Here is a 26,096-nt window from a genome sequence, read left to right on the forward strand (position 1 = left end):
CGTCGCGCGGCAGGAGCGCCGCGGATTGGGAGCGCAGGAGACTTGACCAATGGCCCGTGTCGGAGTTCGTGAATGGCTGGCGCTTGCGCCGGTAATGCTGTCCGGAAAGCTTGCCCGCTACAGCGATGACACTGGAGGGCCTCTGAAGCGCTTCGAAACGGATTTCTGCGAGAAATTCGGCGTCGCCCATGCGCTGACCATGTGCAACGGCACGGCAGCGCTGATCTCGGCCGTCGCCGCCGCCGGCATCGGCCCGGGCGACGAAGTTCTGGTTCCCGCCTATACCTGGATCGCCACGGCAGCCGCACCGCTCGCCGCCGGCGCCGTTCCCGTGCTCGTCGATATCGACCACACGCTGACGATGGATCCGGCCGATATCCTGCGCAAGATCACCCCGCGCACCAAGGCGATCATCCCGGTCCACATGTCGAACATGGTCTGCGACATGGATGCCATCATGCGCATCGCCAAGGAGCATAGCCTCATCGTCATCGAGGATGCCTGCCAGGCCGTTGGCCTCACCTACAAGGGCAAGCGCACCGGCTCCTTCGGCCATGCCTCGGCCTATAGTTTCAACCAGTTCAAGAACATCAACATCGGCGAAGGCGGGGCGCTGGCGACCGGCGACCACACGCTCTTTGCCCGCGCCCGCATGTTCCACGATATCGGCGCGCTCTTCCGCGGCCACCTCGAATTCATCAAGGAACCGCCGATCCTCGGCGTCAACTTCAAGGCCAACCAGATCCAGGGCGCGATGCTGAACGTCCAGCTGAGCAAGCTCGACCCGATGATCGCCAAGATGCGCCGCCGCTACGACGTGATGGCCGAGATCCTCTCGCATAGCGACGTGATGCGCGTCGGCCCGCATAATGACATCGGCGCCGCCGCCGGCCTGCATGTAATCTTCGACACCGAGGACGATGCCAAGCGCTTTGCCGCCGAGCACAAGCGCGGCGTCTACCGCCTCTACGACTCCAGCCGCCACGTCTTCACCAACTGGCAGCCGATCCTGCAGAAGCGCACCGCCCACCCGGCCATGAACCCTTATAACTGGGCCGACAAGGCCGTCGATTACGGCGGCGACACCTGCACCCAGTCGCTGGATATCCTGCGGCGCACCTGCCGCATCAGCCTCGGCGAAAACTATCCGCTGATGCTGATGGCGCATCTTGCCAAGCGCATGGTGCAGCAGCGCCCGGCCGGCGGACAGCTCGCCTATGCGACCTGACGCGGGCGGCAGCGACGGTATCATCGACCTCTGGCTGTTCGATATCGAGCCGCCGCTGCATCAGCTGCGAAGCCTTGAACCGCATCTCGGCGAAGACGAGCGGACGCGAGCCGCCAGCTTCGTCTTCGATGCCGACCGCAACCGCTACATTGCCGGCCGCGGCCGTCTGCGGGAAATCCTCGCAAGCTATCTTGACGTCGCCCCGGGCCATGTCCGCTTCACCTATAACGGCTACGGCAAGCCGTCGTTCGACGATGTCCATGCCACGGACCTTCAGTTCAACCTCAGTCACAGCGCCGGGCTGGCGCTGCTGGCGGTTTCGGACCGCTATACGATCGGGGCGGATATCGAACAGGTGGCGCCGCTGAAGGAAGATGTCGCCGGCTATTTCTTCTCTGATGCCGAACGCCGCGACCTCTCGGTCCTCCCGCAAGCCGAATATCTCGAAGGCTTCTTCCGCTGCTGGACGCGCAAGGAGGCTTTCGTCAAGGCGCATGGTGAAGGGCTCTCCCTGCCGCTGCAATCCTTCGACGTCTCGATCGGAACGGAACCCGCTCCTCTCCTCAAGCGGCTGGCCTCAGATCCCTCAGGTCCGGAAAACTGGAAGCTCTTCAACCTGGCGCCGGCGGCAGGCTTTGCTGCTGCGCTTGCGGTTCTCGCTAACGGCGGCTCGCCGGAGCTGCGCTGGCGCAGCCTCGACGAGCTCTGGGGCCAATCGGCATTCGGTTCAGGCCGTGCCGAAAATCGTGGTTTTTCCACGACCCGGAGCGCAGCGTACTAAAGGTACGTGAGCACCGGAAGCGTGGAAAAGCGCCATTTGCAGGCCGGTATGGAACTGAAGGGCGATTGGCCCTACGCCGTCAGCCGCGCATCCAGTATGTAGCGCCCACCAGCCTCATCGAAATGATGGCAGCCATGCAGCCCGGTCTTGAAATCGGGCGTGATGACGCGCACGCAGCGCTCGCGATAGGCCTCCGGGCTCAGCTCGTCGATCTCCATGATGTTGAGACCATAGCCGTAGATGCCGTTGGTATTGCGCTGCGAGGGCCGGTAGAGATGACCGTCGCGCTCGAACATCCGTCCGCCATTGCGCGCCGCGACACTGCCGAGCACGACGGGATTGTGCCGGTGCGGCTTCAGCCCCTTCAGATCGGGGCCGTCGACCTCGTAGATATAAAGCTCGCTGCAGTGATCCTCATAGGCGTGATAGTCGGAGAGATTGCTGAACAGCCACCACTTGCCGCCATGCCGGACGAGCATGTTGTCGGCGGCGGATCGTCCTTCCAGCGCCGTCGAGTAAAGCTCCCATTTCAGCGGAAACTCGACGCAGCGCCAGATTTCGACACGCTTGGTCGCATGCGTCTCCGGCATCATGAAGATGTCGTCGCCATCCCGGAAGACATAGGGATAGGAGAGATGATGCTCGCAATTCAGCGCGATACCAACAGGCACCAGCCGGTCGTCCTCGAAGCGGCCGACGGAGATATGTGCCTTGTGCCCTCCGGTCGAATAGGACTCGTAGAACAGGTAGCAATTGCCCTCGTGCTCGAAGAGGAAGGGATCGGCCTTGATGTCGTCCTTGGTCGGCGGCACCTCGATCGATTGCGACGGATCGAAGTCGTCGATCTTGCCGTGACCGGTATAGAGCGTCCAGACGGCAGCGCGCAGATGCATGCGCCGCCCGGCGGCCGCTGCGGCACGCTCGAAGAGATGCAGGCCGAGTGCCGCGCCATAGCGCATGACGGTGGAGAGCCTCGGCGGCGGCGCCGGATTGCGCAGGCGGCCGGGCACTGTCGAAAGCTCGCCCGCCGCCGCCTTGCGCAGCTCGCGCAGCAGCAGCGTCACCGCCCGCTCCTTGATGAAGGCGGTGTTGCGGGCGGCTGAAATCTTGATGTTGAAGCTGCAGGCGGCGATCGTCACCTTGCCGGCAGCGCCTCGATCGGCCGAAAGCACCAGCTCGGTCGCCGGCGCCTTGGTCAGCAGATCGCGGTAGCCGAACCAGCTGCCATCGGCCGAGCACTCGTCCAGGAAATTGAACGACCAGACACCGAGCGGCAGAAGGTTCGCCACCGATGCCGGCAGGCTGGCGGGCGTCATCCGCACGATCAGGTCGAGGCCGAGCTCCGACGCCAGTCTCGATACATAATTGCCCCGCGCTGCCTCGTCGGCCATCGCGTGCATCACGTCGAAGCGCTGGTCCTGCGGCTGAAAGGTACCGGGCAGATATTTCGGCTGGCGGGCAAGCAGGCGGTTCTCGATCTGCCATTGCAGCCGGAACAGCCTGGAGGCCCGCGCCTCGCCCTCCGGACGGTCATGGACGATGACCGTTTCCAGCACGAAGCGCTTGTCGGCCTTGATCCGGTCGAGGATGGCCAGCTGCCAGTTTTCCAGCGCATCCTTGGTTCCGGCCAGAACGCCGATCCTCAGCGGTCTGTCTTGTTCCATGTCGTCGCTCCGTATCACCGGGTTGCGGTTCATTGTGCGCTCTGGGATTCCAGTTTCTTCGAGATCGCCGAGGCGAGCTCGCGGATGCCGTCGCTGCCGAGCGAGTCTTCATGCCAGCCGCTGAGGCTGACGACCGCCGTATCCTTGGCGACCGCATCCCCCCAGCCGAAGCGCAGCTTGGCGGCGCGTGGGTGATGCGCCTCGCTGCGCAGGAAGACGATCGACGGATCCTGCGTCTGCGCCGGCTTGTATTGCCGCGAGGCGCGGACCAGCAGGCCGGTTACGGCTTCGTTGGCGACTTCCTCGGGCGAATACTCGCCCTTGCGGACGCCGAAGAAGCGCAGGAGGCCAAGCGTCAGGTTGAACTCCTTCAAGTAGTCGATCAGCCGCATGCGGCCGCCGAGCACCTTCTGCGTGAAGTAGATCGACCGCTTGACGCGCCGCTCCATGTTCCAGCGCTTCTGCGTCAGCTTCGGCTGCGCCCGGAAATAACCCGGCGCCCAGGCGTCGATCATCGCGGTGAACTGCACCTCCTTGCCCGCCTCGCGCAGCTGTCGGGCGATCTCGAAGGCGAGGATGCCATTGACGCAGAGGCCGACGATCGCAACCGAGGTCACCTGCGGCGGGATTTCCATCGCCTCGATCGCCAGGGCGGCGATCTCCTCGAAGGACTTCCCGGCAAGCGCATCGTCGAGACGCGCGTTGAACATGTTGACGTTATAAACGGGCGTGTTCTCGGGAAGCGCCCCAGCGAGCTTGTAGTAAAGGAACGGGTGGTTCAGCGTATAGACCGCGGAGGCCCCGCTCCCCTGCTTGCATGTCATCAGTTCCCAGGGATTGCCGGAGATCACGACCGGTGCTTCCACCGGTTCCGCCTTGGCGGGCGCCGCCTGGGAGACGCCGAACACCGCGCCCGTGAAGCGCTCCAGCGTCGGTTCGCGGAAGAGCAGCTCGAGATTGGGCTTCTCCTCGAATTTCTCACGAACCGCCGAGAGCATGCGCAGCGCCAGCAGCGAGTGGCCACCGAGCGCGAAGAAATCGCTGCCGGGCTCGACGGAGGGCACGTTCAGCACCTGCTTCCAGATCGCCGCAACCGCCGCCATCTTCTCGGGATCGGCTTTCAACGAAGCTGTGTTCTTAGGCTTTGCCGCAGCGACAGGTGCCGCAGGCGCCTTCGCCGGCAGGCGGAGCGCGGAGCGATCGACCGAACCGTCAGCCGTCTTCGGAAGCCGCATCAGGACGCTGATTTCCTTCGGCAATTTCGCCGCCGGAACCTGCGCTTCGAGATGGCGCATCAACAGCGCAGGCAGCTGGTCGAGCGCCTCGTCGCAGGTCGGCGACGGCACGACGAAGGCAACCGAGCCGGTCTCGCCACCCGCCGATATGACCGCGGCTTCGCCGACAGCCGGATGCGAACGCAGCACGCCCTCGACACTGCCAGGATCGAGACGGCGGGCCTCCGCCGGCGAGCCGGCGCGCAGCGGCACCGTCAATGCCGAGAGGTGAACCTCCGGATCGGCAAGCACGGCGTCGTAGGTCTCCTTCCAGTAGCGCAGGAAGGTCTCGATCGTCGCACGGTCGAACAGGTCGGTATTGTACTCGATCGACATGCGCCAGCCGCTCGGGCGGCCGACCATCATGAAGCTCAGGTCGTAGATCACGCCAGGCGACTGCGACGGCGCGCTGATCAGTTCGAACTCGCCATAACGGCGGTCTTCGAGGAAGGCCTTCGACAGGTTGAAATTGACCGAGATCAGCGGATTGCGCGACGGATCGCGCGGCGGATTGATCATCCCGACCAGCTCGTTGAACGGCATGCGCTGATGGGCGAGAACGCCTTCCAGCATCTCGTTTGCCGCATGCACATGCTCGGTAAAGGTCGGATCGCCGCCGATGTCGTATTTCAGCACCAGCGTGTTGATGAAGACGCCGATCAGGTTTTCGAGATCGGTATCCTCGCGTCCCGCGACATTCGAGCCGAACAGCACGCACTTGTCGCCGGTCAGCCGGTGCAGCATGGCGCTGATGACGGCCGCACCATAGCTGTAGAGCGAGACGCGCGCCTTACGGGCGGCGGCATCGATCCTGTCGCCGAAATCCATCGGCTGCAGGATCGAGATCAGGTCGGCATTGGTGGTCTTGACCGGACCGCGCGGGCGGTCCGGCTGCACTTCGAAATAGGGCACATCGGTCAGCTTCTCGCGCCAGAAGGTGCTCTCAGTCTCGAAACCGTAGCTTTCCAGATACTCGGCCTGCCAGAGCGCGTAGTCGCCATATTGAAGCGCCAGTTCCGGTACGTCGGGCGACCGCCCGGCATCGATGGCGGCAGCGATCTCGCCGAGCTCGCGGCCGAGCACACGGATCGACCAGCCATCGAAACAGCTCTGATGCGCCGTGATCAAGAGCACGCCGACATCGTTTTCCATCATCAGCAGCGTGACGCGGAACAGACCGGCCTTGCCAAGATCGAAGGGCACCCGCGCCGTTTCCTCGCCGATCGATGGCACGCGGCTCTTGCGGGTCTCCGGCGTCATGTTGCGCAGGTCGATGACCGGCATCTTGAAGTCGACGCTCTTGACCACCTGCTGATAGGGACGGCCGTCCTTCTCGATGATCCTGGTGCGCAGCACCTCATGGCGCTGGATGATCTTGCGGAAGGCCGCTTCCAGCGTTGCCGCCTTGAAGTTTCCGCGGATCTCCCAGCGAACCGCCACGTTCAGGCCGGGATTGCCGGGATTGAGCTGGTTCAGGATCCAGCAGCGCAACTGTGTCTGCGTGCAGGGAAACTCGCCGATGATCTCCTGGTCGTCTTCTGGCTGTGACGGTGTCTTTTCGAATACGCTCATGATGCTCTCCCCAGCCCGTTGCGGCGAGCGCCGTTACGGAAGTCCTTCAGCGACGGAACGTGATACTGAGCCGCTGTCTGGCTCATCGTGTTCTGCTCCTCGGCGAAGGCCGCAAGTTCGGCGATCGACGGATGGCGCAGCAGGTGCTTGGCTTCGAGCGGCAGGCCGGCGTCCAGCATGCGGGCAGCGATGCGGAAGATGGCGAGCGAGTCGGTGCCGAGTGCGTAGAGATTGTCCTCGACGCCGACGTCGGGGAGGTTCAGCACTTCCTGCCAGATGGCGAGCAGCTTGGCCTCCATGTCGGTCCGCGGCTTGACGGTGATGATCTGCGTTTCGCGCTTCGGCAGGCCGCGCAGCTTCAGCGTCTTGCGGTCGAGCTTGCCGTTTGCGGTCTGCGGCAGCTGGGTTTCAGGTACCCAGAAGGCGGGAACCATGTAGCCCGGCAGCTTGGCCTTGGCATGGGCGGCGAGTTCGGCGGACGACGGCTCGCCTGCCCCGGCGGCCGGGACGACATAAGCGACCAGCGACTTGTCGCCCTTCTCGTTCTCGGCAAGAACCACGGCGCATTGCGCGATCCCCGGCACCTGGGCGACGACGGATTCGATGTCGCCGAGTTCGATGCGGAAGCCTCTGAGCTTGATCTGCTGGTCGCGGCGGCCGAGCAGCTGCAGCGAACCATCCACCAGCCGCTTGCCGACATCGCCCGTCCTGTAGAGGCGGTGCGGCTTGCCCTGATCGAAGGCGACGGGGACGAAGGCCTTCTCGGTGAGATCGAGCCGGTCGAAGTAGCCGTTCGCCAGGCCGTCGCCACCGATGCAGAGTTCGCCGGTCACGCCGATCGGGGCGATCTGGTTGGTCTCATCGAGGATATAGAGCTGGGTATTGGCGATCGGGTGGCCGATGGTGATCGGCTTGCCGGCATCGGTGACCTGTTCGACCGAGGACCAGATGGTGGTTTCGGTCGGGCCGTACATGTTCCAGAGCTCGCCGCCGATCGTCAGCAGCGTCCGGGCCAGGTCCTTCGGCATCGGCTCGCCGCCGCAGAGCATCTTCAGCGAAGGCTGGTTCTTCAGCCCGGCCTCGACCAGCATCTGCCAGAGGGTCGGCGTTGCCTGCAGGACGGTTGTCCCGCTCTTGTTGACGAGATCGACCAGCGCGAAGCCATCCTGCACCGTCTGGTGGTCGGCGATGATCACCTTGCCGCCGGAGATCAGCGGCAGGTAGAGCTCGAGTGCGGCGATATCGAAGGAGATCGTGGTGACCGCAACGATGCTGTCATCAGCCGTGAACTTCGGCTCGCGCTGCATCGACAGGAGGAAGTTGGTCAGGGCCCGGTGCGGAACCTCGACACCTTTTGGCACGCCGGTCGAACCCGATGTGAAGATGACGTAGGCGGCCGCACTGGCCTCAGGCAAGTTTTTTAGGACCGCCTCCGTCAGCGAAGCAGCATCCCGAGTCTTGTCGAGGCGAATGACCGGAACGCCGGCGGCAAGGGCTGCCATCTCGTCGCTATCGGCAATCATCGCGCCGATACGGGCGGCATCGATGGTCTGGCTGAGGCGCTCGACCGGATGGCCGGGATCCATGGGCACATAGGCATGGCCGGATTTCATGATCGCCAGCAGGGCGACGACCATGGCGATCGAGCGGTCGCAGAGCAGCGCGATGCGCTGGCCGGGCTGCGGCACCGCCATCTGGATCTCGAGCGCCAGGGCGTTCGAGCGGGCCTCAAGATCTCCGTAGCTGATCGTCTCGGCGCCGTACTGGACGGCGGTTGCATCAGGATGCTCAGCAGCACGCTTGGCGAAAAGCGAGACGGCGAGTTCTTCCTGGTCGTAGCTGGAAGCCGTATCGTTGAGATCGCCGATCAGCCACGAGCGTTCTTCGGCCGAAAGCATCGGCACCTGTTCGATCGCCATTGTCAGATCGTCGGCAAGGGCGCTGACCATCGTGTCGAAGTGGCTGATCCAGCGCTCGACCGTTTCGCGGTCGAAGACATCGGCATTGTAGTCGACGTCGATACGGACGCTGTCGCGGCCTTCGATCATGTTGAAGAACAGGTCGAAGTTGGAGAAGGCCTTGGCATTCGGCGCCATCTGCGCCTTCAGATCGCCGAAGCTTTCGTCACCGGCAACACGCTCCAGGTTGAACTGGATTTCCGTCAGCGGCAGGCGGCGGGCGTCGCGCTTGACGCCCAGCTTCCTGACCAGCGTGCCGTAGGTATAGGCCTGGTTTTCGAAGGCCTTGAACACCAGCTGCTGTGTCGCCTTCAGATGCGTCAGGAAGCTCTCATGCGCATCGACGGTCTGGCGCAGCGGCAGTAGGTTGACGCAGTGGCCGAAGAGCACCTCGTCACCGGCGAGCGTCTGGCCGGCAGACGGGATGGCGATGACGATGTCCTGCTGGCCGGAGAGCCGTGCGACCATCACCTGCAGGGCGGCGAGCAGCGTCGAGAACAGCGTTGCTCCCGACTTCGCACCGGCCTTCTTCAGCGACTTGTAGTGCTTGCTCGAAATGAAGCCGGTGCAGGTGCCGCCCGCAAAGGTGCGCGGCTCCTGGCGCTGGCGGTCGAGCGGCAGCTCGGGCAGTTCGGGAATGGTCTTGAACTGATCGAGCCAGAAGGCTTCGGTCGCCGGATCGGTCTCCGAGTTCGGTGCATATTGCGTCGCATAGGTCGCGAAGGACATGGCCGGCGGCAGCTCCGCCTCCTTGCCTTCCTTGATCGCCGAATAGACGGTCGAGAGTTCGTTGACGAAGATGTTCAGCGACCAGCCGTCACAGATGATGTGGTGACCGGTGAAGACGAAGACATGCTGGTCGGCAGCGAGCTTGATGATCGCGGCGCGGGCGAGATAGCCCTCGACGAGATCGAAGGGCGTGCGCGCCTCGCCGTCGAGGATTTCCTGCAGGCGGGCTTCCGGATCGCTGTCGCCGGACATGTCGATCAGCGGCACTTCGAGGCGGAAGTCCGGGATGAACTCGACGTTTTCGCCGGTGCGCGAGAACTTGATGGACAGCGCATCGTGGCGTGCCGCGACACGGTCGACGGCCTGCTGGAAGACAGCATGGTCGAAATCACCTTCCAGCCGCAGCAGGAAGGATTCGTTGAAGGCGCAGGATGCTTCGTCACCGGCCTGGGCGGCGAGCCAGACTTCCTTCTGTGCCTCGGTCAGCGGCGCCGAGTGCAGCCGCGGCTTGTCCTCAGACTTGAAAGGGTTGGAGACACCATTGGTCTTGCGTTCCGCCGGAGCGAGGATACCGACGCCTTGCAGGGCATCGAGCGCCTTGCGGAAGGCAGCCGCGATGGCGTTGAAATCTTCCTCGACATGCGCCGTCGTCAGGAAGCAGGGATAACCTTCCTGAATGTGGATGCCGTTCAGGCGCATATGCGGATAGACGAGCGCGCCGAGCGGGTCTTCACCGCCGAAATCGGTGATGAACCAGCTCTTGTAGCCGTGGATCGTCATGCTGATGCCGCGCTTGGCGAGATCGGCATTCATTTCTGCAATCAGCGCCTGGGTGCGTTCCGCGACCCAATCATAAAGAATGGCACCATCGCCCTTGATATGGTCGATGACCGCGCGCATGGCGGCAAGAACCAGAGGATGGCGGACGAAGGTGCCGGCGAAGAAGGTCGGTGCCGTCATCGGCACAGAGTCATCGCCATAATTCCAGTGGCCGCCGTCGAGGGCGTCCATGAAGCGGGCATTGCCGGTCAGGACACCGATCGGCATGCCGCCGCCGATGACCTTGCCGTAGGTGGCCATGTCGCCCTTGATGCCCCAGATCGCCTGCATGCCGCCCGGATCGACGCGGAAGCCGGTGACGACTTCGTCGAAGACCAGCGCGAATTCGGCATCGGTGGCGATCTGGCGCAGCGAACGGACGAACTCGACCGGGCGCAGTTCCGGATGGCGGCTTTGCACCGGCTCGATGATGACGGCGGCGATATCGTCGGCATGGCCGCGGATATAGTCGAGGCTTTCAGGGGCACCGTAGCGCAGCACCACCATGTTCGAGACAGAGGCAGCCGGGATACCCGAAGCGATCGGGATAGCCGAGGGATTGTCGGCGCGGTTGCGGCCCTTGACCAGCACTTCGTCGAACTGGCCGTGATAGTCGTTGGAGAACACCACGATCTTGTCGCGGCCGGTAACGGCGCGCGCCAGGCGCATCGCCGCCATGACCGCTTCCGAGCCGGTATTGCAGAAGGTGACACGCTCGTGGCCGGTCAGCGTCGCGATCGCGTCGGCGACTTCGCCGGCAAGCGGCGTCTGCGGGCCGATGGCAAAGCCGTCATCGGCCTGATCCTTGACGGCGCGGACGACGAAATCAGGCGCATGGCCGAAAGCCGTCTGGCCGAAGCCGTTGACCAGGTCGATATACTCGTTGCCGTCGATATCCCAGAGGCGCGAGCCCTTCGAGCGGTCGCAGACCAGCGGGAAGATCATTTCCTTCCATTCCGGGCGGAAGCCGGAGGCCGTGCGCGGATCGGCAAGGCGGCGGCGATAGCGGGCGGTCGAGGACTTCGACCGGCGCGTCTTGGTTTCATAGGCGGCAATAAGATCCGAGATGAACTGGCGTTTTTCCGGCGACAGCTCGGAAACCGTGCTCTTGGTGCCCGGCTTGTAGAGCTTCATGCGGCGCGAGGCCTGCGGAGCATCGCCACCACCCTCGCCTTCCGGCGCAGTGGGTGCTGCAACAGCGGCAGTCGCTTCGGGCGCGGCTTCAGTGACCGGCTGCGGTGCAGGAGCGGCAGGCACGACGACCTGCGCCGGCATCAGCGCGGCTTCGGCGACGCCACCCTGCATCAGCGCCATCTGCTGAGCAAACAGCGACTGCATGACCTGCAGCTGCGACTGCATCAGAGCTTCGAGGCCCGTACCGGAAGCCGCCGGCAGCGGATTGATGCGCGGTGCGGCAACCGGCATGACCGGCTGCGACACCACCTGGACCGGAGCGGCAGCAGCGGCTTGAGCTGCAACAGGCGCGGCAGCAGCCGGAGCCTTGTCGGCCGGCATCTCGCGGTCGAGATGGCGGGCGAGATCGGCGATCGAGGGGATGTTGCTCAAGAGCTCGCGGAAGGAGATCTTGACCTTGTATTCGCGCTCCACCTTCTGGGCGAATTGGCCGATCAGAAGGGAATCGAAGCCGAGTTCGAGGAAGGTTGCGGAACTATCGCTGGCACTGAGCGACTCGCCCGAAATGTCGCTCAGAATCCGAAGCAGGGAAGCTTCGATGACAGGAACACGATCGACAACGGATGCAACGGTCATTGGTTTACTCTCACCGGTAGGTTGCTCTTGAATGCTGGTGGCGGGGGTTGCCACGGGTACGGAAACGGGTTGTGAAGCAGCGCCTGCCGCGGCGCGGCGTGCCGAAGGCGGCGCGTCGATCCAGTGGCGCTTGCGCTGGAAGGGATAGGTCGGCAGATGAACCTTGCTGCCGCCGCGCGACCAGGCCGACCAGTCGATGTTGCAGCCGGCCATCCAGAGCTTGCCGACGGCATCGCCGAGCGTCTCCGGCGCCGCATCGGCGCGGTCATGCTCGGGCAGCGACTGGATGATCGTCGCGACATTTTCCTTGGCGAGCGTCTGCGAGGCGAAGGTCGAGAGCGCCCGGCCGGGGCCGATCTCCATCAGCACCGGCTTGACGCCGCGGCAGAGCGTTTCGAGACCGGCGGCGAAGCGCACGGTTTCGCGGCAATGGCGTGCCCAGTAATCCGGCGACGTGCCCCGCTCGCCGGTCTGCCAGTCGCCCGTGACGCAGGAGATGTAAGGCAGGGTCGCCGTGCCGTAGGTGACGCGGGCGGTCTCGTCGCGCAGCGCATCGGCTGCCGCATCCATCATCGCCGAGTGGAAGGCGTGCGACGTATGCAGGCGGCTATAGGCGATACCGGCGCTGTCGAGCGAGGCGCAGGCGGCATCGACGGCAGCGAAGGTGCCGGAGATGACGCAGAGCTTCGGCGCGTTGACGGCGGCGATCTCGACGCCCTCGCGCAGATGCGCCGAGACCGTCTCGATATCGGAACGCACCGATACCATCGCCCCATGCGGCTGGTTCTGCATCAGGCGGCCACGGGTGGCGACGAGGCGAAGACCGTCTTCGAAGGAGATGACATTGGCGAGCGTGGCGGCAACGAATTCGCCGACGCTGTGGCCGATCATCGCGAAGGGACGCACGCCACGGCTCATCCAGAGACGGGCCAGCGCATGCTCGACGAGATAGAGGCAGGGCTGGGCGATCTGCGTCTCGCGCTGCTCGTCCATCATCGTCTGCGTCACGGCGCCGGAATGGCAGATATATTCGCGCAGATCCGCATTCAGCGTCATCTTCAGCAGTTCGGCGCCGCGGTCGATCCAGCGGGTGAATTCCGGCTCGCGGCTGTAGAGGGCGGCGCCCATGCCGACATATTGCGCGCCCTGCCCCGGGAACATGAAGGCGATCGGCGGCGCTGTGTCCTCGGCGGTGATCGACGTGTAGCGCTCGGACTTCAGCCGCTCGATCGCGTCGTCGCGGTTCATGGCGGCGAAGGCGCTTCTGTGGGCGAAGGTGCGGCGGCCGGTCTGCAGCGTGTGGGCGGCATCGGCAAGCGTCACATCCGGCTTGCTTTCGAGATGGGCACGCAGATTGCCGCGCATCGCGGCAAGCGCCTCAGGCGTGCGAGCCGAGAGCGGCACGATGAACGGCCCCTGGGCCGCCGCCGCTTCGGCAACGGCAGGCGCTTCCTGGAGCACGACGTGAATATTGGTGCCGCCGACGCCGAAGGCGCTGACACCGGCGCGGCGCGGCGTATCGGAGGCCGGCCAGTCGGCCATTTCGTTGAGGATGTAGAAGGGGCTGTTGGCTAGGTCGATGCGCGGGTTCGGCGAACGGTAGTTCGGCATGCCCGGGAGCTTGGCATTCTTCAGCGCCAGCGCCGTCTTGATCAGGCCGCAGACACCGGCAGCCGCATCCATATGGCCGACCGTGCCCTTGACGGAGCTCAGCGCCACATTGCGGGCGGCGGCCGGAAATGCTGGAAAAGGCCTCGCTGAGGCCGCCGAACTCGATCGGATCGCCGAGCGGCGTGGCCGTGCCGTGGCACTCGATATAGCCGATGGTTTCAGGCTCGACACCGGCATTGGCGATGGCTGCCGAGATGACATTGGCCTGGCCGGCAATGCTGGGTGCCGTGAAGCCGACCTTTTCCGATCCGTCATTGTTGACGGCATAGCCGCGGATCACGGCATAGACGCGGTCGCCGTCGCGCAGCGCATCTTCGAGACGCTTCAGCGCCACGACACCGGCGCCGCTGGCAAACACCGTTCCGGCGGCATCGGCATCGAACGGACGGCAGACGCCATCCGGCGAGACCATGCCGCCTTCCTGGTACATGTAGCCGCGCTTCTGCGGCAGGGTCACGGAGACGCCGCCGGCAAGCGCCATGTCGCAGCTATAGGTGAGCAGGTTCTGGCAGGCCTGGGAGACGGCAAGCAGCGAGGTCGAGCAGGCCGACTGCAGCGAGAGGGCCGGACCCTGGAGATCGAGCTTGTAGGCAACGCGGGTGGCGAGCGCATCGGTCAGCGATCCGACGATCTGCTGGTAGAAGCCGATCTGGTAGTTCGAGGTCATCTCCTCGGCCGTCTGGCGGTCGCGGAGCACGTTATTGATCAGGTAGGTCGGCATCGAGGCGCCGGCGAAGACGCCGATCAGGCCTTCATACTTGGCAGGATCGTAGGCGGCGTCTTCCAGCGCTTCCCAGCAGATTTCCAGGAAGATGCGGTGCTGCGGATCGGTGACCGCGGCTTCCTTCGGGAACATCCCGAAGAAATCAGCATCGAACATATCGACATCGGCAAGCGCCGGGCGTGCCGGGACGAAATTCGGAAGAGCCCTCTCCTCATCGGTAAAGGAGTCTTCGAGCTCATCCAGCTTGTACTTGTAGAAGCTGTTTTCGCCGGATGCGACGAGGTCCCAGAGCGCATCGACGTCCTTCGCTCCGGGAAACCGTCCCGACATGCCGACGATTGCGATCTGCCCTGCATCAGGCAAGGCTTCTCCGGCGTCGCCCCCACGATCCCCTGTCATTTCGTGTTCCTCCGGAACCGAGCCATATTGTTGCGCTGCTGTTCGGCGCGCAGGGCTGCCGCAGCGTCCCGGCCCGAATTGTCGTGTTTGCCCTCGAGGAAGCGCGACAGTTCGCGGATCGTCGAGTGCTTGAAGAGCTGGACGACCGGAACCTGGCGGCCGAGCTCGGCCTCCATGCGGGCGTGGATCTGCATCAGCTGCAGCGAGGTGCCGCCGAGATCGAAGAAGTTGGTGTCGAGATCGACGGGCTTGTTGCCCAGCGCATCGCGCCACAGCCGCGTCAGCATCGCCTCGCTGCCGGTGTCAGCGGCAATCTCGATCGCGCTCGGCGCAGCCTCGACAACAGGGGCCAGAAGCTTCGAGCGATCGATCTTGCCGGCCCGCGTCATCGGCATCTGGTCGATGACGATTGCCGAGTTCGGGATCATGAAGGCCGGCAGGCGGCCGCGCAGCGTCGCCATGACATCGCGCGTCAACTCCTGGTCCCTGCCGCGCAGATCCTCGCGCGGGCAGAGGAAGGCGACCATCTGCTTCAGTTCCGGTCCCATCACCTGGCAGACGACGGCCGCTTCCGAAAGCCGCGTATCGTTGCGCAGCGCCGTCTCGATCTCGTCGAGTTCGATGCGCTTGCCGTTGATCTTCACCTGGCGGTCGCGGCGGCCGTGGAAATGAACGGTGCCGTCGGCATCCATCGTGCCGAGATCGCCGGTCAGGTAGCAGCGGACCGGACCATCGCGGGTCTCGACCATGACGAAGCGCTCGCGCGTCAGCTCCGGCCGGTTGAAATAGCCGAGGCCGAGCCCCTCGCCGGCGAGAGCGATCTGGCCCTCTTCGCCGACAGGCACTTCATGCAGATGATCGTCGAGGATGAGGATCTGCGTGTTGCCGATCGCCTTGCCGATCGGCATTTCGGTGCCCTTGAAATCGGCCGGGATATTATAGCCTGTCACCAGCACCGTCGCTTCGGTCGGGCCGTAGGCGTTGGTGAGGCGGCAGTTCGGATGCGACTGCAGGAAGCGCAGCGAATGGGCGACCGAGGCGACATCGCCGCCGAACAGCACATGGCGCAGCGACGGAACCCGGTCGCGGCCGAAATCGGCAAGCAGATTGAACAGGCCGGGCGTCGAGGCATGGAAGGTGACGCCGTGTTCTTCAATCAGGTCGCAAAGGCGGCTGATCGAGAAGTTCAAATCCGGCATGCCGACCAGCTTGCAGCCGTTCAGCAGCGCGCTCCAGATTTCCAGTGTCGAGGCATCGAAGGAGATCGTCATCGCATGCAGCACGACATCCTTGCTGGTGAGCGGATTGAAATCCTGTTCCAGCACCAGATTGGCAATGCCGCGATGCGCCACGACGACGCCCTTCGGGCGGCCGGTCGAGCCAGAGGTGAACATCACATAGGCGACGTCGTCGCCGGCCGGCCGCGCGGCCGGGCGAACCGTCGGAGATGCGGAAGCTTCGGCGATAACCGCCCGTGCATCGAAAACCTTGCTCGGAAGGCCCGGGATCAGTGCCAGCTTCTGGATCGACGCCGCTTCGGCGAAGATCACCTTCGGAGCGCATTCGCGGATGACATAATCGAGATGTTCGGCCGGATAGGCCGGATCGAGCGGCAGGTAGGCGGCGCCCGCCTTGAGGGCGGCCAGCATGCAGACAATCGTTTCCAGGCTGCGCGGCAGAAGAAGACCGACGACGTCACCCCTCGAGACGCCCCGCTCTTCCAGCGTCACGGCCACCTTGTCGGAGAGCTCGTCGAGCTCGCGATAGGTCAGCGAGACGCTGCCAAAAACCAATGCCGTGGCCGACGGATTCTTCTGCACATGCGCGCGAAAGATCTCCGGCAATCCCTTGTCGCGGTCGTAGCTGACCGTATCGCTTCTCTCGATCGTCCCTGGATATGCTAGGCCCGTCATTGCACTTCCCCCTTGTCGTCTGCTGGCGGGTTTCTGCTGCGCGGCATTCGTGTGGCGACCTTCCCATTTCAGCGGGATTTCGCCAGATGATCATTGGGATGACCCCTTCGCCAAACCGGCCCTCCAAATCGCTAGAGGGTGTAGAAAAGCCGACGCATGGGGCTATCCGGTAGTGCCCTACCTAGCCGAAAGAATTAGCCTGCCCGGGAGGGCCGCAAATGCGCCGGGAGCGGCATCTCTGCCGCTCCCGCAATTGCTTGTGAAACCTGGAAATTACGGCTGCTGCGGCAGCGCGTAGACATGCACGTAATCGACATACATATGCGATGGATCGGGTGCGCTGGCCTTGGTCACATTATCGACCAGGCCAAGGTTAAGCAGCACATACATCGGCTGCTGGTGTTCCGGCCGCGTCTCGGTCTTCCAGACCATCTGCCGGTCGAAATACATGCGGATGTATTTCTCGTCGATCTTCACCCCATAGGTATGAAAATCGCCCGGCTTGTTCTTCAGGAAGGCGTTGATGCGCGAGAATTTCGAATAGTGGTCGCCGTTGCGGTACCAGACGTGGACGGTCGAGGAATAGCCGTCGGGCTTGTCGCCGTAATATTCCATCACGTCGATCTCGGCGGTCGATTTCGAGCGGTCCTTGCCGATCAGCCAGAAGGCCGGCCAGAGACCCGGTCCGGTCGGCAGCTGCGCCCGGGTTTCGAAGTATCCGTACTGCTGCGCAAAGCCATTGCCCTTCGGATCGACGGAGGCAAGCAGGCCGGAGCGCCACTCACCCTTGCCGTCCTTCGAGGACTCGATACGCAGCACGCCGTCGTCGACGGTGAACGGAAAGCCGTCCTTGGGATTGGCAAAGCGCGCGCCGCCGAAATCGCCCGACCACGGCGTATGGGCGATCCAGCGCGTTCCCGGCCCCCAGGCCGAAACGCTGAGATCGTCGAACTCGTCGGCGAAGGTCATCTTCATCTTGTCGAGATCGAGCCCGTCACCGGTATCGCCGGTTACAGCCGCATCCTCGGCAAAGACAGGCGCCGGTGCGGCCATCGCGAGAGCCGCCGCACAGAGCGCCAGCAGCAAAGGCCGCCGGCCGCCCGTCAATTCATCACTGCGAGAAGTCTTCGATAGCTTTGACATGCCGCGAACGATAGGCAGAGCGCAAAACCGGGTGAAGAACCACGTTCGGCCGAAGCCCTGCCCGAAAGAAGTAGTCCGGGGCGTAAATACGCGCCGGTTCCGAGCATGCTAGTCTTTTGCTAAATCGGGCGGGACAACGACTTCCATGCACTTTCAGATCATGGGACTGCTGACGTTGGTACTTGGCGCGGCGGCACTCTATATGCCGCCGGTCTGGTCGTTCCTGTTCATGTTCGCCTCCACCGTCTTCGGCTCGGCCGCCGCCTTCAACCTGTCGGGCCTCGGCGGCGCATCGGTGCTGGTTCCCAACCTGTTTCTGGTCTTCTTCTGCATCCGCGTCATCATGAGCTGCGGCGAAGGCCGGGTGTTTGCCGCTTTCGTACCACCACGGATCGGCTTCTTCCTGCTGACGCTGACCATCTTCGGCCTGGTGACCGCGCTCTTCTTCCCGCGCCTGTTTGCCGGCATGGCCGAGACCATGGTGGTCGAGCGGCAGGTCGGCGCCCGCAGCTTCATTGCGCTCACGCCGCTGCGCTTCTCCTCCAACAACATCACGCAGACGGTCTATGCGATCGGCGGCCTGCTCTGCTTCGGCTGCACCTTCGCCTGGTTCCGCCGCGAGGGCATCGCCACCTCGCTGGTCACGGCGCTGATCGCCACCACCACCATCAACCTCGCCTTCGCCCTCGCCGACATCCTCACCTATTATTCGCGCACCGAATGGCTGATGGGCTTCGTGCGCACCGCCAATTACGCGCTGCTGACGGGTGCCGAAAAGGGCGGCCTGAAGCGCATCTCCGGTACGTTCCCGGAGGCGTCCGCCTTCGCCGACTATACGCTGGTGTTCTTCGCCGCGATCTCCAGCCTGTGGCTCGACGGCATCCGCACGCGCGTCACCGGCATATTGGCGCTGTCGCTGCTGGCGGCCCTGTTGCTCTCGACCTCGGCGACCGCCCTCGTCGGCGTTGCCGCGGTGATGCCCTTCCTGCTGCTGCGGGCGATCCGCGGCCGCCATGCGCTGGCAATCACCGTCGGCGCCGCCGCCCTGCCGCTGGTGGCGATCATCGTCGTCGTCGCCCTGCCCGATATGGCTGCCGGCCTTCACGACTTCCTCGACGAAATGGTGCTCTCCAAGGCCGACAGCCAATCCGGCCGCGAGCGCTTCATGTGGAATGCCGTCGCCTATGAAAGCTTCGTCAATACCTATGGCTTCGGCGCCGGCCTCGGCAGCGCCCGCGCCTCGAGCTTCGTGCTGGTGCTGCTCTCCAATCTCGGGGTCGTGGGCACGATGATCTTCGTCATCTTCGCGATCGCCGTCTTCACCGCCCGGCTGCCGAAATACGATCCGGAACGCAACGAAGACATCGCCGCCGTGCGCGCCGCCAAGCTCGGCTTCTACGCCGTGCTGGTGACGGCAACCATATCAGGCACCGTCTACGATCTCGGCCTGACCTTCTACATCCTGGCCGGTGGCGTTGCCGCCCTGTCGCTGCCGCGCTCCGTCAGCCGCCCGGCCCATAACAATCCGGCATTCCGCTTTGCTGGCGCGCATCAGGATGCTGCACAGGCCCGCTCATGAAAATCCTGGTCTTCAACGTCAAATACAGCGAGAATCTCGGCGACGGCCTGCTGGCCGATTGTATCGAGGAGACCCTGCGGGCCGAAGGCGGCGAGGTGGAGACGCTGGATCTCGCCGGGCGCACCGCCGTCGGCACCAGCCGCAACCGCGCGCTCATCCTCAATATCCTCCGGCACCTGCCCGCACCGCTGCGCCGCGCCGTCGTTTCCCGGGCGCTGGCCAAGCAGCTGAAGACGAGCAGCCGTCTCTGGGATGAGAAGATCGCTGCCGCCGATGCCGTCATCCTCGGCGGCGGCAACCTCTTCCAGGACGACGACCTGAACTTCCCTCTGAAGGTCGGCACCCTGCTCGATTGCGCCGCCAGAGCGAAAAAGCCGCTCGCGATCTATGCCGTCGGCGTCGGACCGCACTGGTCGGAACCGGCAAAACGGCTGTTCGGCCGCCTGCTCGGCACCAATCTGAAGCATCTGTCGGTGCGTGACGGCTTTGCATACCGCAACTGGCTGCAGCATTTCCCAACCGGCCCCATTCCCGAAATCGAGCCCGATCCCGGCTTGCTGGCAGGCTCTCTCGCACCTGCCGCCTCCCCCATCCAGGGCAATGTCGGCCTCTGCGTCACCGAACCGAAGATTCTCGCCCGCCACGCCTCGCGCGCCGGCGCTGCCATTCCGCTGACCTCGGTTGCCGACTACCTGGCGCTGATTGCCGAGCTGACCGGCACCGGCTACCGCGTCACGCTCTTCTCCAACGGCGCAAACGAAGACCAGCGGCTGGCGGAAGCAGTCTTTGCCGCGGCAGAAACTGCCGGCATCGGCACAGCAGGAGAGCTGGCGCTTGCCGGCCGCCCGCAGGACCCGCAGCAGCTGCTTTCGATCCTTGCTGAAAACAGCGTCATCGTCGCCCACCGCCTGCATGCCTGCATTGCCGCACATGCGATGCAGATCCCGGCCGTCGGCATTTCCTGGGATGGAAAGGTGGAAGGTTTCTTCAAGGCGATGGACCGCGCAGGCTTCTTCGCCGCCGCCGGAAGCACCCCTTCAGAGATCGCCGCGATGGTGGCCAGCGCGGAGCGCGAAGGCATCGATCCGGCCCGTCATCACGAACAAGTGACTTCAGCCAAATCTGCGCTTTTGAACGTGCGGTCGATTTTGCGCGGCGATGAATACTTTAACGCGAGTCCAAAGGCCAAAAAACGTAATAAATTGGCACAGAGTGTATAAATACGAGAATTATTCTGCACCACTATTGAAAATAACCATTCCCGCAAATCTATCCCCACCAACAATGGCATCGGCGAGACAACGATAAATATTCATGTTACGATCTTCTCATATTTAATGGTTAAAAGGTAATTAAGGGGAAAGAGAACCACGAAGTTTGCTGGAGGCGGGGCGTGGCGATATACGAAGGGTCGGACCACGAAAATCTTGGGCTGGTCAGAATACAAGGGCAAAGAGTTTCGCTATCGGGCGGGAGTTACCGCGCCTATGACGACGGCGATATCGTCTTTGACCCGGAAGCCAGAAAAGCGGCGCTGCTTATTCTTGTGAGCGGCTGGGCCGTATCGTGCAAATCGCTGCCCAACGGTACGCGCGTCATTCTCGAATTCATTCTCCCCGGCGACATCATCTGGACGCCATCGGTGGCAATCGCCCGTGAGATGATCGAAGCGATTTCGCCTACTCAATTCTACGAACTCAGCGGCATGACGCTGGCCCGCTATCTCGACAGCACCACCGGCCAGGACATCGTGATGGCCGAGATGATGCGCTGTCACGCCCGGATGTCCGAGCGCCTGGCCAATGTCGGCCGCCGCGATGCGCTTGCCCGCACCGGCCACCTTCTCCTTGAACTTGCCGCCCGTATCGGGCCTGACCGGAAGCGCCCCGGCATGGATGGTTTCCAGTGCCCACTGACACAATCCGATATCGGTGACGCCGTCGGCCTGTCGACCGTCCATATCAACCGCGTCCTGAAGGACTTGCGGGTCAACGGCCTTGTTTCTTTTAGAAACGGCATCGTTGAATTCCTGAATCGCAGGAAACTTGAAGAGCTTGTCGAGTTTGACGACAGTTACTTGGCGACACAACCGCAGATTATTCCGCGGTAATTCAATAGTCCGAATTAAGTAGGACAACCATTTCTGGGCTAATTACTTCTACTTTCGATATTTTAATAGAGCCTTAACCTATGTTAATGCCACCGCTTTTGGCTTCATCCATATTTACACTCAAGAGATAAATTCCGGAGCCAAGGAATTCATAAACTCTCAGCACATAGTGCTAAGTAATAATTCTCGGGCTTACTTCTCTTGCACGTTTAGTATTGAGTTCAACCAATGTAGGGGCGTGAAATGGAAGGTCTTACAACAACAAGTGATCAGATTCGAACTGACACAGCAGCTCACCTCATCTCTCTTCGCACATCGGATTCTCTGAGGCACTTTTCCTCATCCTCCCGGGCGGACGCCCAGGAAGACCTGCCGGAATACGTGCTTCTTCTGGACCCCCGTTCGCTGCAGAGCGAATGCCTGTCGCGCAGCCTTTCCGAATATGACGAGGATCTCAAGGTCATCACCGCGACCTCGATCGAAGACTGGCAGCGCAAGCGCATGCGGTTCGAGCCGGCGCTGATCCTTTACATGATCGGCGGCAAGCACGTCTCGGACCCGGATGTGAGCGATAAGATTGCCAAGCTCACTCAGAAATTTCCATCGGTACCGGTTGTCGTCGGCGCAGAGGGCGACGAGATCCAGCAGGTGCTGAAGGCGCTGGAATGCGGAGCAAAGGGATACATTCCGGCCAATATCGGTATCGGCGTTGCCGCCGAAGCCATTGCACTTGCCCGTGCGGGCGGCGTCTTCATTCCGGCCAGTAGCCTGCTCGCCGCCAAGGAGATGATCACCTCCAGCACCACGGCAGCCAAATGCGGCGATCATTCCTTCACGCCGCGCGAAATGTCCGTCGCCGACGCCCTGCGCCGCGGCAAGTCCAACAAGATCATCGCTTATGAAATGAACCTCTGCGAAAGCACCGTGAAGGTTCACATTCGCAACATCATGAAGAAGCTGCATGCGACGAACCGCACGGAAGTCGCCTACAAAATCCGCGAGTTCGCTCAATAATGTTTCATATCGCAGGAATTTGAGCCGGAGCGCCATAAACGCTCCGGTTCTTTTTGCGTGCCGTGCATTCAGCTGCCGCCAGGCTCTAACGTCCTGAGAATGCATAACACTTTCGGCTAGCCCCCTACCCCTATTTGATCCGCCGACCACCGATGGAAGCGCTAGGGCGCACGCCTGCCTTCGCCGATGATGGCACCGCTTCAATCGAGGGGACATCCATGCGCGTTGCAATCGTTCATTACTGGCTCGTGTCCATGCGCGGCGGCGAAAAGGTCGTCGAGGCGCTCTGCGACATGTATCCGGAAGCGGACATCTTCACGCTGGTCTATGACGAAAGCCGCGTCTCCGAGAAGATCAAGCGCCACAAGGTGACCTCTTCCTTCCTGCAGAAGATCCCGGGCGCGGTGAAGCATTACCAGTCGCTGCTGCCGCTGATGCCCTTCGCCCTCGAAAGCCTTGATCTCAGCGGCTACGACCTGATCATCTCGAGCGAATCCGGCCCGGCCAAGGGCATCATCGCCCCGCCGCATTCGACGCATGTCTGCTACTGCCACTCGCCGATGCGCTATATCTGGGATCACTACCATTCCTACCGCGCCAATGCCGGCCTCGCCTCGCGCATGCTGCTGCCCTGGATGGCGCCGCTGCTGCGCTCCTGGGATGTCAGCACCAGCATGCGCGTCGACCGTTTCGTCGCCAACTCGCACCACGTCAGGGCCCGCATCGGCAAATATTACGGCCGCTCGGCAACCGTCATCTATCCGCCGGTAGCCGTCGACGACTACGCGCCCGCGACTGAAACCGGAGACTTCTATCTCTGTGCCGGCCAGCTCGTCTCCTACAAGCGCGTCGACCTCGCCGTGCGCGCCTTCACCAAGATGGGGCGCAATCTCGTCGTCATCGGCGAAGGCAAGGAACTGGCAGCACTCAAGGCAATTGCCGGTCCGACCATCACCTTCCTCGGCCGCGCCCCCTTCCCGGTACTCAAGGAGAAGCTCGCCCGCTGCAAAGCACTGATCTTCCCGGGCGAAGAGGATTTTGGCCTGATCCCTGTCGAGACCATGGCGAGCGGCCGCCCGGTCATCGCCTTCGGCAGCGGCGGCGCGCTGGAAACCGTCGTCCCCGGCCTCAGCGGCGTGCTCTTCCACGAGCAGACACCTGAGGCGATCATCGAGGCCGTGCACGCCTTCGAGGCAGAATCCGCAGCCTTCGACCCCGCCGCCATCCGCGAACACGCCGCCCGCTTCAGCACCCGCAATTTCAAGCTCGGCATGGATCTCGTCATTCAGGAAGAACTGCGCGCCCGCAAGACCGCCTCGCTGCAGACCACCCCCCACGGCGAAACCCGCCGCTTCCCCTTCGAACCGGCCTTCCCGGCCGCGGCGGTGGAAACCGACAGGGTGCATTGAGGCAATTCGGCCGTTGCTCACGCCATGTGACCACTACGCGGAAAGCGTGATTCCCGCCCGGGAACAACTGATAGCGTGCATCGTTTTCTCCCCGCAAACCGAGCTAAGGAGAAACGAAAATGTACAAGATCCTACTTGTGTCCAGCGCGCTGGCGCTGTCGTCCCTGGCCACGAATGCGCTGGCTGATGGTGCTGTGACCGGCGCTGCCGGTGGTGCCGTGACGGGTGCAATTGTCGGCGGCCCCGTGGGCGCTGCCGTGGGTGGTGTCGCCGGCGCCGTTGCCGGTGCCGTGATCGATCCGCCGCCGCGAGAGGTCGTCACCTATGTCGAGGCCCAGCCCGCCCCGCCGCAGGCCGTGGTCGTCCAGCAGCCGATCGTCGTCGGCAAGCCGCTTCCGGCCGAAGTGCAGGTCATGCCTGTGCCGGAAAATCCGAAATATGCCTACACGGTGGTCAACAACCAGCGTGTGATCGTGGAACCGCAGACGCACCGCGTCGTGCAGGTCATCCAGTAACGATCCCGGTTGCAGGCAACGCTCCAGACCCCGCTTCGGCGGGGTCTTTTCGTTTGCGAAGGTGCAGATGCGAAGCCATACGGCGAAGAAGCGAAAGACGTGGCGGCGCGGGCATTACCGGCAGATCATCTGCCGGGATCCGATCGCCATAGAGCTTGCCCTGGTCGAGCGAGACGATGCTGAGTGCCGAGAGCATGGAAACCTCCCCTGATGGTGAGGTCATCCTGCGGCAGCGCGGCCCGCGGGTCCTTAAGCCGCGCGTGAAAACTTCCTAAAAGATACAAGAAGCCCGGCTATTCCGCCCGCAGCCCGGCAAGCGCCAGGCCTTCCAGCACGATGGCGAACCGGCTCGGATCCTTCGCAGGCTGCCCCGCCCGGATACTGGCGAGCGAGACGCCGGGCGCGATCCGGCGCAGGCTTTCGAGATGGCGCTGCGCCTCGCCGAGCTCGCCTCGATGGGCATGGGCGGCGATCAGCATCCAGTAAGTGGCATCGAAATGCGCATTCAGCGCCAGGGACCGCGTCGCCCAGGAGATCGCTGCCTCGAAATCCCGCTGAAACAGCGCCGCCATGGCAAGACCAGTCAGCGAGAAGCGGGCATCGGCATCGCGCGGGCCGAGGGCCACGGCACGCTGCAGGCGCTCGACGCCAATGCCGACATCGCCGCAATGAAGCAGGGCGATGCCCGAGGCGGCAGCGACCATCAAGTCATTGGGATTGGCCGCGAAAGCCGCCTCCAGCACGGCGACGCCGCCCTCGTAATCCCGTCCCGCCTGCAGCAGCGCCATGCCGCAATGGGTCATCACCCGCGGATCGCCGGCGCAATACTGCAAAGCGCGGCGCGCCAGCTCGACGCTCTCGGCCGCATCATCTGTGGTAAAGGGCGGCCAGCCCATCGCGTGCCGGTGTTCCAGCACCCACGCAGCGTGGGAAAGAAGCATCGCATTGTCGGGCTCGATCGTCAGCGCCCGTTGCAGCAGCGTATGGGCGGCCGCATTGCCCTCCATCGACTCGTCATGAAGGGCGGCAAGCGCTCGGAGATACAGATCGTAGACGGCGACGCTTTGCGGCCGTTCGCGGCGCGAGCGCTGCATCTCGGCAATCTCGATCGACGGCTCGACGGTGGAGGCGACGCGCTCGGTGATCAGATCCTGAAAATCGAAGATATGGCCGATGACATCCTCGAAACGCTCAGCCCAGAGATGCCCCGCCGTGACGCCATCGATGAGCTGGACATCGAGGCGGATACGCTCGCCGTCGCGCCTGACGCTGCCTTCGAGCAGATAGCGGACGCCAAGCTCAGACGCCGCCTGGCGGATATCGACGGTCCGGCCCTTATAGGCAAAGGAAGAACTGCGCGACACCACCGAGAAGGAGCGGAACCGCGCCAGCGCCGTGATGATCTCGGCCGCCACGCCATCGGCGAAATAGTCCTGCTCAGCGCCGGCGCCGAGATTGACGAAGGGCAGGACGGCAACGGCGGGCGGATGCGGATCATCGGCGGCAGCGGCACTTTCCAGCGCCAGCCGGTAGCCGAGCCGCGGGATCGTCACGATCCATTCCGTGCCATCCCTGCGCTGGCCGAGCGCCTTGCGCAGCGCCGCGATCTGAACCGTCAGATTGCCCTCTTCGACGGCGAGACCCGGCCAGCCGCATTCCATCAGCGCGGCCTTGGAGACGGCCTTGCCCTCCGCCGCAGCCAGGGCGGCCAGCAGGAGAGCGCCTTTCTGGCCGATCGCCATGGGCTTGCCCTCCCGCGCCAGATCACCCGTCGCGAGATCGATGCGGAATGGACCGAAGGAGACAACCGGCTTGCCCATGCGC

The 26,096-nt window shown here is 63.4% G+C and carries 15 protein-coding genes and 1 pseudogene; 8 read left to right on the forward strand and 8 right to left on the reverse strand.

Annotation, left to right across the window (positions count from 1 at the left end):
* Nucleotides 1-49: 49 nt before the first annotated feature.
* Entirely contained in the window at nucleotides 50-1,228 is a 1,179-nt protein-coding gene (locus ABIE40_RS14265) for a DegT/DnrJ/EryC1/StrS family aminotransferase (RefSeq protein ID WP_199627529.1), read from the forward strand.
* Nucleotides 1,218-2,009 carry a 4'-phosphopantetheinyl transferase family protein gene (locus ABIE40_RS14270; protein WP_199627537.1) on the forward strand — a complete coding sequence of 264 codons (792 nt, stop codon included), beginning with the start codon at nucleotides 1,218-1,220 and terminating at the stop codon, nucleotides 2,007-2,009. Before ABIE40_RS14265 ends, ABIE40_RS14270 begins: the two co-directional genes overlap by 11 nt.
* Nucleotides 2,010-2,080: 71 nt before the next feature.
* Here the strand turns inward: ABIE40_RS14270 and ABIE40_RS14275 are convergent, their stop codons facing one another.
* The 6 genes and pseudogenes from ABIE40_RS14275 to ABIE40_RS14300 form a co-directional block, all read right to left on the reverse strand.
* The gene (locus tag ABIE40_RS14275) at nucleotides 2,081-3,673 is read right to left on the reverse strand and encodes a glucosamine inositolphosphorylceramide transferase family protein (protein ID WP_199627539.1); all 1,593 of its coding nucleotides are present in this window, start codon (nucleotides 3,671-3,673) and stop codon (nucleotides 2,081-2,083) included.
* A gap of 29 nt (nucleotides 3,674-3,702) precedes the next feature.
* Nucleotides 3,703-6,519, reverse strand: coding sequence for a condensation domain-containing protein (locus ABIE40_RS14280; RefSeq protein WP_199627541.1), 2,817 nt, complete (start codon nucleotides 6,517-6,519; stop codon nucleotides 3,703-3,705).
* Nucleotides 6,516-13,514 (reverse strand): non-ribosomal peptide synthetase, encoded by a 6,999-nt coding sequence (locus ABIE40_RS14285; RefSeq protein WP_354541035.1) that lies wholly within the window; start codon nucleotides 13,512-13,514, stop codon nucleotides 6,516-6,518. The genes ABIE40_RS14280 and ABIE40_RS14285 overlap by 4 nt, the downstream gene beginning before the upstream one ends.
* 82 nt (nucleotides 13,515-13,596) lie before the next feature.
* A pseudogene (locus tag ABIE40_RS14290) lies at nucleotides 13,597-14,589 on the reverse strand (beta-ketoacyl synthase N-terminal-like domain-containing protein); the annotation flags it as partial.
* Nucleotides 14,586-16,502, reverse strand: coding sequence for a non-ribosomal peptide synthetase (locus ABIE40_RS14295; RefSeq protein ID WP_199627545.1), 1,917 nt, complete (start codon nucleotides 16,500-16,502; stop codon nucleotides 14,586-14,588). The gene ABIE40_RS14295 and the pseudogene ABIE40_RS14290, both read right to left, overlap by 4 nt.
* 273 nt (nucleotides 16,503-16,775) lie before the next feature.
* Complete coding sequence (locus ABIE40_RS14300) at nucleotides 16,776-17,609, reverse strand: glycoside hydrolase family 16 protein (RefSeq protein ID WP_246777449.1); 834 nt, start codon at nucleotides 17,607-17,609, stop codon at nucleotides 16,776-16,778.
* Between the two features lie 181 nt (nucleotides 17,610-17,790).
* On the opposite strand from ABIE40_RS14300, the gene ABIE40_RS14305 reads away from it, so the two are divergent.
* From ABIE40_RS14305 to ABIE40_RS14330, 6 genes are all read left to right on the forward strand, one after another.
* Nucleotides 17,791-19,224 (forward strand): hypothetical protein, encoded by a 1,434-nt coding sequence (locus tag ABIE40_RS14305; RefSeq protein WP_199627547.1) that lies wholly within the window; start codon nucleotides 17,791-17,793, stop codon nucleotides 19,222-19,224.
* Nucleotides 19,221-20,444 (forward strand): polysaccharide pyruvyl transferase family protein, encoded by a 1,224-nt coding sequence (locus ABIE40_RS14310; protein ID WP_199627549.1) that lies wholly within the window; start codon nucleotides 19,221-19,223, stop codon nucleotides 20,442-20,444. The genes ABIE40_RS14305 and ABIE40_RS14310 overlap by 4 nt, the downstream gene beginning before the upstream one ends.
* Before the next feature lie 173 nt (nucleotides 20,445-20,617).
* A complete protein-coding gene (locus ABIE40_RS14315) occupies nucleotides 20,618-21,334 on the forward strand; it encodes a Crp/Fnr family transcriptional regulator (RefSeq protein ID WP_246777448.1) in 717 nt (238 codons plus the stop codon).
* Between the two features lie 381 nt (nucleotides 21,335-21,715).
* Nucleotides 21,716-22,348 (forward strand): response regulator transcription factor, encoded by a 633-nt coding sequence (locus ABIE40_RS14320; RefSeq protein ID WP_246777447.1) that lies wholly within the window; start codon nucleotides 21,716-21,718, stop codon nucleotides 22,346-22,348.
* 218 nt (nucleotides 22,349-22,566) lie between these two features.
* A complete protein-coding gene (locus ABIE40_RS14325; protein WP_199627551.1) occupies nucleotides 22,567-23,757 on the forward strand; it encodes a glycosyltransferase in 1,191 nt (396 codons plus the stop codon).
* Nucleotides 23,758-23,876: 119 nt separating this feature from the next.
* Nucleotides 23,877-24,272: a DUF1236 domain-containing protein gene (locus tag ABIE40_RS14330; RefSeq protein WP_112711361.1), complete on the forward strand. Its 396-nt coding sequence runs from the start codon at nucleotides 23,877-23,879 to the stop codon at nucleotides 24,270-24,272.
* Here the strand turns inward: ABIE40_RS14330 and ABIE40_RS14335 are convergent.
* Together ABIE40_RS14335 and ABIE40_RS14340 are read right to left on the reverse strand one after the other, a co-directional pair.
* Nucleotides 24,262-24,468, reverse strand: coding sequence for a hypothetical protein (locus ABIE40_RS14335; protein ID WP_199627553.1), 207 nt, complete (start codon nucleotides 24,466-24,468; stop codon nucleotides 24,262-24,264). The genes ABIE40_RS14330 and ABIE40_RS14335 overlap by 11 nt on opposite strands.
* Before the next feature lie 97 nt (nucleotides 24,469-24,565).
* Nucleotides 24,566-26,092, reverse strand: a complete 1,527-nt coding sequence (locus ABIE40_RS14340) for a winged helix-turn-helix domain-containing protein (RefSeq protein WP_199627565.1) — start codon at nucleotides 26,090-26,092, stop codon at nucleotides 24,566-24,568.
* Between the last annotated feature and the right edge of the window lie 4 nt (nucleotides 26,093-26,096).

It is taken from the genome of Rhizobium sp. OAE497 (assembly GCF_040546565.1).
GTDB lineage: Bacteria > Pseudomonadota > Alphaproteobacteria > Rhizobiales > Rhizobiaceae > Rhizobium.

Excerpts from the sequence above, each read along its gene's own strand:
- ABIE40_RS14330 (WP_112711361.1), top strand. The coding sequence starts at position 23,877 with ATGTACAAGATCCTACTTGTGTCCAGCGCGCTGGCGCTGTCGTCCCTG.
- ABIE40_RS14340 (WP_199627565.1), bottom strand. The coding sequence starts at position 26,092 with ATGGGCAAGCCGGTTGTCTCCTTCGGTCCATTCCGCATCGATCTCGCG.
- ABIE40_RS14280 (WP_199627541.1), bottom strand. The coding sequence starts at position 6,519 with ATGAGCGTATTCGAAAAGACACCGTCACAGCCAGAAGACGACCAGGAG.
- ABIE40_RS14265 (WP_199627529.1), top strand. The coding sequence starts at position 50 with ATGGCCCGTGTCGGAGTTCGTGAATGGCTGGCGCTTGCGCCGGTAATG.
- ABIE40_RS14295 (WP_199627545.1), bottom strand. The coding sequence starts at position 16,502 with ATGACGGGCCTAGCATATCCAGGGACGATCGAGAGAAGCGATACGGTC.
- ABIE40_RS14310 (WP_199627549.1), top strand. The coding sequence starts at position 19,221 with ATGAAAATCCTGGTCTTCAACGTCAAATACAGCGAGAATCTCGGCGAC.
- ABIE40_RS14305 (WP_199627547.1), top strand. The coding sequence starts at position 17,791 with ATGCACTTTCAGATCATGGGACTGCTGACGTTGGTACTTGGCGCGGCG.
- ABIE40_RS14325 (WP_199627551.1), top strand. The coding sequence starts at position 22,567 with ATGCGCGTTGCAATCGTTCATTACTGGCTCGTGTCCATGCGCGGCGGC.
- ABIE40_RS14335 (WP_199627553.1), bottom strand. The coding sequence starts at position 24,468 with ATGCTCTCGGCACTCAGCATCGTCTCGCTCGACCAGGGCAAGCTCTAT.
- ABIE40_RS14270 (WP_199627537.1), top strand. The coding sequence starts at position 1,218 with ATGCGACCTGACGCGGGCGGCAGCGACGGTATCATCGACCTCTGGCTG.
- ABIE40_RS14275 (WP_199627539.1), bottom strand. The coding sequence starts at position 3,673 with ATGGAACAAGACAGACCGCTGAGGATCGGCGTTCTGGCCGGAACCAAG.